Annotated in this window: 7 protein-coding genes; 3 read left to right on the forward strand and 4 right to left on the reverse strand. The window is 49.6% G+C overall.

Annotated features, from left to right (window positions below; genetic code table 11):
• From trbC to QRY16_RS21225, 3 genes are all read left to right on the forward strand, one after another.
• A partial coding sequence (gene trbC / locus QRY16_RS21215) for an F-type conjugative transfer protein TrbC (RefSeq protein WP_289777966.1) occupies positions 1-2018 on the forward strand: 2018 nt, incomplete at its 5' end.
• A gap of 59 nt (positions 2019-2077) precedes the next feature.
• Positions 2078-2566: a hypothetical protein gene (locus tag QRY16_RS21220; protein WP_289777967.1), complete on the forward strand. Its 489-nt coding sequence runs from the start codon at positions 2078-2080 to the stop codon at positions 2564-2566.
• A gap of 71 nt (positions 2567-2637) precedes the next feature.
• Positions 2638-3180: a phospholipase D family nuclease gene (locus tag QRY16_RS21225; protein ID WP_289777968.1), complete on the forward strand. Its 543-nt coding sequence runs from the start codon at positions 2638-2640 to the stop codon at positions 3178-3180.
• A 37-nt stretch (positions 3181-3217) separates the two neighbouring features.
• On the opposite strand, the gene timP is transcribed toward QRY16_RS21225, so the two are convergent.
• The 4 genes from timP to mobA all read right to left on the reverse strand — a co-directional run.
• The gene (gene timP / locus QRY16_RS22285; RefSeq protein WP_289817370.1) at positions 3218-3337 is read right to left on the reverse strand and encodes a small toxic inner membrane protein TimP; all 120 of its coding nucleotides are present in this window, start codon (positions 3335-3337) and stop codon (positions 3218-3220) included.
• Positions 3338-3692: 355 nt separating this feature from the next.
• The gene (locus QRY16_RS21230) at positions 3693-4538 is read right to left on the reverse strand and encodes a hypothetical protein (protein ID WP_289777969.1); all 846 of its coding nucleotides are present in this window, start codon (positions 4536-4538) and stop codon (positions 3693-3695) included.
• Positions 4539-4574: 36 nt separating this feature from the next.
• On the reverse strand, positions 4575-6497 hold the full coding sequence (gene traI / locus QRY16_RS21235) for a TraI/MobA(P) family conjugative relaxase (RefSeq protein WP_309249251.1): 1923 nt from the start codon (positions 6495-6497) through the stop codon (positions 4575-4577).
• 1 nt (position 6498) lies between these two features.
• Positions 6499-6886: plasmid mobilization protein MobA (gene mobA / locus QRY16_RS21240; protein ID WP_309249252.1), on the reverse strand; the 388-nt coding region annotated here is incomplete at its 5' end.

A 6886-nucleotide genomic window follows, 5' to 3' on the forward strand; every position in this document is an offset into this window, starting at 1 on the left:
ACCGCCCGCTGCTGAACCTGAATCTGCCTAAGATTGTCCGTGGGGAAGCGGCCGGTACATTGTGTCTCGGCGTTGGCCGTGGTCGTGACCGGGGAAAGGAGCTGTGGCTTGAAACCTCTGACGCCCTGCGTCATATGCAAATATTGGCAACTACCGGCGGCGGCAAAACCGAAACGCTTTACTCCCTTTACCTGAATACGCTTTGCTGGGCCAGGGGATGCTGTATCTCCGATGGTAAGGCACAGATAGACCTCGCGGTGGCCACGTGGTCGATGGCCAGAAGGTTCGGCCAGGAAGATGACTGGCACGTGCTGAACTTCATCACAGGAAACGATGATCGGTTCAAAAAACTGATGCTTGGAGATAAGTCACGCGCACAAACTAACAGCACCAATCCGTTCGCTTATGGTAGCCCGACGTTCATCATTCAGTTAATGGAGTCGCTGTTACCAGCGGGGAACGGCAGCGATGAGGGCTGGAAAGACAAAGCCCGCGCCATGATGAATGCCCTAATTTATGCACTGTGTTATAAGCGAGCCCGCGACAATACATTACTCTCGCAGGATGTTATCCAGTCTTATCTCCCTCTGGTGAAATTTGTTGGCCTGTATCGGGAGGCGCTGAACGACGGGTGGCATGAAGAAGGTTACAAGCCGATGGAGAACTATCTGTCCAACCTCGCCGGCTTTGACATGAAGCTGATAAACCGTCCGTCAGACTGGGCACAGGGCGCACTGGACCAGCATGGCTATCTTATCCAGCAGTTCACCCGCATGCTCAGCATGTTTAACGATACTTACGGTCACGTATTTCCCAAAGGCGGCGGTGATATTGATATGCAGGATATTCTGCATAACGATCGAACCCTTGTGGTACTTATCCCGGCCCTGGAACTCTCAGATAACGAATCCGCTACCTTGGGGAAACTCTATATTTCTGATATCCAGATGAACATAGCTAAGGATTTAGGTAACAAAATCGAGGGTTCACCGGAACATACACTGACGGTGAAAAAGTTCGCAAGTAAGTTTCCCTTCCTGCTTTTGTGCGATGAAATCGGTTATTACTTCGCACCCGGCTTGGCAAAACTCGCCGCTCAGCTTCGTAGTCTGATGTTTATGTTGATTATCCTGGGACAGGACATTCAGGCCATGATGCGCCATGGTAAAGAAGTTCACTCTGTAAATGCCAACCTGGGCACTAAGCACTTCATGAAAACTGAAGACACGGAAGACACATTGAAGATGATCCGCGCCGTTGGTGGCACAGGCCAGTATGCTGAACAAAGGACGATGGATCGCACGGGTATGGGAAGCTATCAGGACGTCGATAGAGTGGAGTTCCGCGACCGGGACAATATCCAGCTGTCGGAACTAAAAGCGTTGAAATCTGGCGAAGGTATCATCGCATTTGAAGACCAACTGATCCGAAGTAACTCAATCTATATTCCTGATAGTGAGAAAATCTCGAAGCTCGATGTCAAAATTAACCGCTACGTCCCGCTCCGCCGCCCCGACTTCAGTGACCTGTGTCGTGAACTGCCTGCAGCTGCACGCCGGCGTCCTGTCTCTCAGGAACGAGTCTCTCATATCTTGGACATCTGTCGTTCTACAGCTCCGGGCGAGTGGAACAGTCAGTTGAATGCCCGCATTGCAGACAAAGTCCTGATGACACTCACCACCCTTGCTACCGACCTCGATAACCGCGATGACGTGGCCTACTCCCCTGAAGAACGTGGGATCTTGCTGTTTGAAACGGCTATCGATGCATTGAAAGAAACGGAGGGCCGCTACCGCTGGCTGAAAGAGCAGGAAAATATCCGCATATCGAAGAAACGGATTGAAGAAGCACACCAGAATAATACCAGCGTGCAGGGAGTCCCCGAATCTGGCCAACCACAAAGGGCACCATCCCCCCCAACGGCACATTACGATACTCAGGACGCTTATTATGAAAATCTGGCAGACCAGTCCTTTGCTGATGATTTTGATAACACCACTGAACATCTTACTTACTGAAACCTAGAGATTATCCCTTCGTTTGAAAAACAGCTCCTCTATTCCCACAGGAAAAATCCATGAGCACAATCACCCTAATATTTGAAGCCCCATATGCAGGGTTCTTTAAAACCTTTGGCAGTAAGTTTGTTTGTTTTACGACGGTACCGCAGTTGCACGACTGGGAGCTGGAGATGGCCCTGAAGGCTCATCCAGTATGCGAAGACCTTGTCGATTTTCACTATGATCCAACATCGGGAAAAGGGCATTTTATTCTGCCCAACTCATCCCTTCATCCATCAGGCAGCCACACAGTGCGGTATCCGCTGCCTAAAATGGTGACCCAACGCACGGTGTATCGCTGGCAGGACAGAGTGCGTGATGAAACCCATACACATATCGCCACTGGCGTTCACGGTTTTGAGTCGTTGTGCTGCTCTGAAATGCTCGCTGAGATGGTAGAAAAGGCCGAAATATCAGCCGACGGCAAAGTAACCTGCCCACTGTGCAAGATCATCTGGCAGGACTGCCGGACTTTCGAACCCTGCGACTTTAGTGACACTGAATAACCTCCCAAGTCTCTCCATCATAAACTGACCGAACCACTGCCCAATAAGCTCAATTATTTAATCATTAAGGAATGAAAATGACTATCCGTACACTACGGTCAATTACTTTGGCCGGCGTTCTGCTTTTTGCTGTCAGTTCTGCCGTTGCAGCCCCGACGATCGAGGCGGGTTTCTCACCAGAAGGCAGTGCATTACGACTGGTACTCGGGACCATAGATGATGCCCGGCAGAGTATTCGGCTGATGGGCTATTCCTTTACGTCACCAGAAGTAGTTAAGGCGCTAACGGATGCGAAGCGTCGGGGAGTTGATGTAAAAGTAGTGCTCGATGAGAAAGGCAATAGTAGTAAAGCCAGTGTGGCAGCAATGAACCTGCTGGTTAATGCCGATATTCCTGTCAGGACAGTTAATCGATTTAAAATCATGCACGATAAAATTTTAATTGTAGATAATCATACTGTTGAAGTAGGTAGCTATAACTGGAGCAGGGCAGCGGCACGGTCCAATTCAGAGAATGCTCTGGTCGTGCGCGAGATGCCTGAGCTGGCTAAGACGTACCTGGCCCATTGGCAGTCCCGCTGGGATTTGGGAACAGACTGGAAATCATCCTATTAATACAGAGGAAAGCCGCCCCGAAGGACGGCTACCTGGCTTACTTGCCTGCTGCGTTGATGGTCACAGTGATTGAGTTGTTGGAGATACTCCAGCCCCCTTCCCCGTGAGACAACAATGCACCAGAAACAATGAGCACAATACAAAAGTACCGTTTCATTGCGCGGTCCTTGCTCAGACCGCTTCACGATTCCCACCACCGAAGATGTAACCGCGAATACAAGCACTGGAATGCGCTTGCGTTTACGGCCGTTGGTGATCCTTCCCTAAATCCGGTGCCCGCTTGCTAAGGCGGCGAAAAGGCCCGCCAGCATTGTACACTAACCCATCTCAATCAGGCACTTGACAGTGCATGTAAAGCAGCCCAAAATACGAGCACTGGGATGCGCTTGCGTTACGTTGGTAACACAGCCCTGCTGGAAAGGCCGCTAACCCGACCAGCACAAAAAAACCGCCGTTAATGGCGGTTTTTTTGTTTCTGGAGCGAAATCATCATAACGCCCTCCTCAAGAAGTTCATTCAAACTTATGAAGCACCAGCGCGACCAAAAACAATATCATCGCCCCGAAGATGACCTTTTTACTCAAATGACGATTTATCAACCCACACCACACATACGGCTCAGCCAGGCTGTGCAAAGCTTCAGCATCAATCACTGCGCGATGAAAAAGATTGTTTTCGGAACAGCGATCCCCGAAAACTGATAGTGTCTGCATCCTGGGAAGGTATCTTGGCCACTTATGTAAAACAGCCACGCCATAAGCACTGAGTAACGGCAACGCAAAAGCATAATGCTGAACTCTTTGTACATACCTGTTATCAAGAACGGCCCAGACATCCCTCTTCCCGTTGATATCGAGTACATAAAGATTAATCCTGCCCGGCTCTGGATAATGATGGGTATATACCTTTGCAGGTATGTGCTCAATATTGTGGTATCGACAAAAGTTAACCCGATTTTTTCCCTCACCAGGTAAAAACAAACCTAGCTCAGGAATAAAGGTATAACTGGTATCGTCTATTCCAAGGGGAGAAAAAATATGATCGCGAATTTTTCTTTCATCGTGATCGTTGATAAATCGATCATCTGGCCACCAACGCCAGCTGCACCCAAGCGTGTGCGTTACAGGTACATAAAGCAACTCCGGCTCATCCACCATCCACTTCTGTGAACGAAACGGGAGTACGCAGTCAAAAAAATCCTCGCCCCTCATTGACCCATAGAGCCCCTGAGGAATGCTTTCAGGTGACTTACTGGCTTTCGTATCAATCTGAAATTTGAGGTCCACAAAGTCTCTGGCCGCCTTGGCCATAGCAGGTGCCAGATATGACAGGTCGGCAGGTTTAATATGTTCATCCATGGCTGTTCAGTTCCTTTTTTCAGCAGGAATAAATTATCAGCGTGGTTTGGGTGGCGTATGTCGCCCTGGGGTGTTCATGGACTGGGCAGGCGAACTTTGTTGCACCTTCGGCGCATCATAACCGGCCAGGCTGCGCTGTGCGGGGTGAGTCAATGGTACAGTTTTTCCTGACGACGCATTGAAGTGAGGAATGTACTGCATCGTACCCTGAACAAATGATTTATCGCCCCGGACTTCCACCTTCTCGCCACTTTTCTGGCCCGAAATATGTAATGCCATTGCCAGGTTTTTTCCCTTCTCAGCCGGCGCATCGGCAACTTCGATAAACAATCCGCGATCAAGAAGTACAGGTTTTCCTCCTGACGAATACACCACCGCACCATCACGATTCACGTGCGTATCATAGCCTCGAATCTGAGATGGCTTAATATCATCTGCAGGCGCATAAAGAATGAAGTTATTGGAGATTGTCGCAGTGCGGTTTTTACGCTTTTCGCGATAAGCCCAGCCACGCAGCTGCGAGATGGCGGCAGCATCATGCTGCATTGCCTGCACTTCCACCCAGGCACGATATGAGAGCGGCCGGGCATCTGGTCTCTCTCTCAGAGCCTTTCTCTCATCTCGAAGCTGGAGACGCAGCGCAGCCATGTCTTTCATCTTCTCAACTTCCAGCGCACGAAACATCAGTTTACGCAGCAGTGGATCACCTTCATTCAGGCGGACATTGTTTTTACGAATGCGGTAGCTGGCCGACAATTCACGGAATCGAGTTCGCACCTCATCGGCAGAAATCCCCGGCCGGACAAAGCTGGTTTTGTACGACTTGTATCGGGCAATTAAATCCTGTCTTGCCTCTGCTCGGGCATTACGACGTTCAGCCCTCGCCCCGTTATCGCGTCGGTGAAGACGATTGTCGTACTGAGATCCAATGTTCACTGTACTCAGCAGTACGTCTTTACCATCCCTGTTAACTTCACGAATAACTGACGCCGGGATGAATGCGCCAATCAGTTCCTGCTGACTATCGAGAGTAAGTTCAGGATGGATACTACTCGCTTTTACCGGGCACTGAGCGTCATCACCTAAATCGTAAATCGCCAGTCCCTGACCTTTCTGACGCAGCTCAAGTCCTGCTGAAACAAGGATGTTATGAATATCATCCCAGTTGTAGTTAGCCTGCAGAAACAGTGAGTCCAGCTTCTCCCGGCAGTTATCGACCGTATAGGAGAATAGGCTTTCTTTATCGCTGAAATGTTCAAGTTCGCGTGCAGCGGCGGGCGCTGACTTGTAGAAGTTACGCTTGCGAACAATGTGCCCTTCACTATTAACCATGTAAGGGCCATTGACATGCTGCCAGCCATATTTAAGTTCCATTTCGCGACAGCATCGGTCCAGAGTCAGGCGATCGTTATACAGAGACGCCGCTTTATAACTCACCGGATTTACGCGATTGACTGAAAGATGGCAATGCAGATTATCGGTATCATCATGGATAGCACACACATACTGATGGCCTTCCATACCCATACGATTCATACCATGTCGCGCACAATCAAATATCTGCTCTGGCGTAGGTCTTTCCGCTTCCGGCCAGGACAGAATGACATGATAAACAGGGTCCTTGCAGCGTGTGTTTTGCATAGCAACCATGTTCATTTCACTGGCCGCTGTGGCAAGCGAAAAGCAATTCGTCTCAGTAATGACATCACCACACCGCAGATGTTGACGACCGTCCGGAAAAGTAGCTATTACATCAACGGATCCAGGAAGGGGATTTCGGGTGGCGTACTCCACAAGGTTATTAAAGATTGCAGCTTCAGAGCGAGGTTTACGCACGAAAGGTTTTTCAGGTGACAGCGTTTCGCTCATTTCCACGTCATCACGAACTGTGACGTAAGAGACAAGTTTAACAAAGCTGGATTTCCCATCCCGCCTTTTTGGTGGCACCTCTGCGATCATCTTACTCCCCGCTGTTATTCAGGCTGCTGGCATCGAATCTTAAAAATGCAGTCTGCATTGCAGTCAGTGTTTCGGAATATTTCTTACTGAGTTCTGGCGTCATCATTCCCTGTTTTTGCATCTCATTATAGAGGTGCTTCAGCAGCCCACCCTGTTTCAGAATTTCATTCATCTGCCTGGTGTCACCTTTTGCCACTATACGGCGACCGAGCGTACAACGGCGGACAAATTCTCCGGCACTTAACCCAGCTGCACGAGCGCTTTCGCAGATCTGTTCCTTTTCTTCCGGGAACCATCTAATACCCAGAAACAGCACTGTCCTTTGACGCTTTTCACTCTTGCTCATCTTCAATCCTGCTCGGCCATGCAAGGCTGGCACCGTAATAGGG

It is taken from the genome of Mixta mediterraneensis (assembly GCF_030283135.1).
Taxonomy (GTDB): Bacteria; Pseudomonadota; Gammaproteobacteria; order Enterobacterales; family Enterobacteriaceae; genus Pantoea; species Pantoea mediterraneensis.